At 62.1% G+C, this 1,829-nt stretch carries 2 protein-coding genes; both read right to left on the reverse strand.

Annotation, left to right across the window (positions count from 1 at the left end):
• Positions 1-391: 391 nt before the first annotated feature.
• Complete coding sequence (locus tag GXY33_22960) at positions 392-1,417, reverse strand: PEP-CTERM sorting domain-containing protein (GenBank protein NLX08013.1); 1,026 nt, start codon at positions 1,415-1,417, stop codon at positions 392-394.
• A gap of 76 nt (positions 1,418-1,493) precedes the next feature.
• On the reverse strand, positions 1,494-1,754 hold the full coding sequence (locus GXY33_22965) for a hypothetical protein (GenBank protein ID NLX08014.1): 261 nt from the start codon (positions 1,752-1,754) through the stop codon (positions 1,494-1,496).
• Positions 1,755-1,829: the final 75 nt, after the last annotated feature.

Below are 1,829 nucleotides of genomic sequence, written 5' to 3' on the forward strand. Positions count from 1 at the left end.
CTGAGCTATCGGAAGATGCCTTGTCCATAAGGACGAATTCCCTCGAGGACGAAATCGAGCGCCTTGAAGAGAAGAAGGAGGAGGAGGCCGAGAAGAAGCGAGAAGAGCGGGAGCGTCGTCAGAGAGAAAAGCGAACCAACAATCAGGAGAACCGGGAGCGTCGCCGCTGAGAGTTCGCCTGGCGGGTTCGAGATCGGTACCGCTTGATCCGACAAAGCTATGAGTCACTGCCGATCCGCAGGCTGCGAATACCCACAATCGCGAGACTCAGGCAGGCCGGTTTTCTCCAGCCGCCATTGCCCAGCCGATGGTGTGCGGGGCGGCCCTGGTGGACCGCCCCGCGCCTCGTCACGGTAAGAAAGGAAGAAGCCCTGTCGCTTCGTTGCCGACCTCAGCGCCGCCGCAGCAGCCCCAGGGCGCCCAGGCCCAGCAGGCCCAGCGTCGCCGGCTCGGGCACGCCGACATCCGTCAGGATGGAATCGGCGCCCACCGTGCCGATGGTGCTGTATCCAGTGCTGGTGATGTGGAGCAACGTCCCGTTTTCCAGGGCGAATGCCGTTCCGTCGCCGCCGCCGACGAGTCTTGAACCGGCGGCCAAACCGCAGATGTTGGCGTATCCGGTGGCGGTGATGTGATACAGAACACCGTTATCCACGGCGTATCCCGTCCCATCCCCAGCCCCGACGAAGGTCGAACCGGGAGAAAACGTGCCGACGTTCGTATATCCGCTGCTGGTGACATGGTACATCGTCGAGCCTTCGAGGGCGAACATCGACCCGTTCCCGGCTCCGACGAACGGCGTACCGGTCCCAAAACCGCAGACGTCGGTGTATCCGCCGGCGGTGACGTGATACAGTTGCCCGGTTGTGCCGTCCCAGGCGAACGCGGTTCCGTTTCCGGCGTTGACCAGTGTCAAACCGGCGGCAAAGTCATCGATAGCGCTGTAGCCGGTGCTCGTAATATGGTAGAGCATCGAACCATCCTGGGCGTATCCCGTTCCATCCCCGGCGCCGACGAATGGCGAACCGGAGGTAAAGTTGCCGACGTTCGTATATCCGCTGCTGGTGACATGGTACATCGTCGAGCCTTCGAGGGCGAATATCGCTCCGTTGCCGGCGCCGACGAACGGCGTGCCGGGCGCAAAGCCGCCGACGTCGCTGTAGCCGGTGCTGGAAAGATGCAACATTCGTCCGTTTTCCAGGGCGAATCCCGTTCCGTCTCCGGCGCCGACGATCGGAGTGCCGTAGGCTATGCCGCAGACCTTGCTATACCCTCCGGCGGTCACGTAGTTCAGATCTCCGCTTTCGGGGTCATGGGCCAACGCGTTGGCGTAGGCGTTGCCCGCGAGCAGTGAAAACACCGCCAGAAACGCCACCAGAGCCCCAATCAGCACTTTCCCGTCGTACCTCATCCTCATCTCACTTCTCCTTCATAAAAAGACTTCATGTCAAGCCACACAACTGCCAAAGTGAAGAGACCTTGATGCCGGAGTCTTATCCTCTTTGCCATCGCCCGCCGCGCCGCTGGGCGATGAAGATGCGTCCCTGTATTTCCCGCGTCGGCGGAACGTCGCTGTCTCGCCGGAGTTTCAGCAGATCGACGGCCCGTTCCGCGATATCGCGAAACTTCAGGCAGACCGCCGCCGCGTCGGATTCGCCGGTGCAGTTGGTCTGCAGCATTTCCCAATATGTCAGCGCGACGACGGCCCGCGGATCGAACGTTCCGGGACAGTATTTCGCGAGGGTATCGCGCACCTGCAACTCCGATCCGCTGTTGTGCAGCAGCGCCGTCGGCGCGTCTGCGGAAGCGCGCCAACGGTCGATCTGGGC

The sequence above is a fragment of the Phycisphaerae bacterium genome (genome assembly GCA_012729815.1).
Taxonomy (GTDB): domain Bacteria; phylum Planctomycetota; class Phycisphaerae; order JAAYCJ01; family JAAYCJ01; genus JAAYCJ01.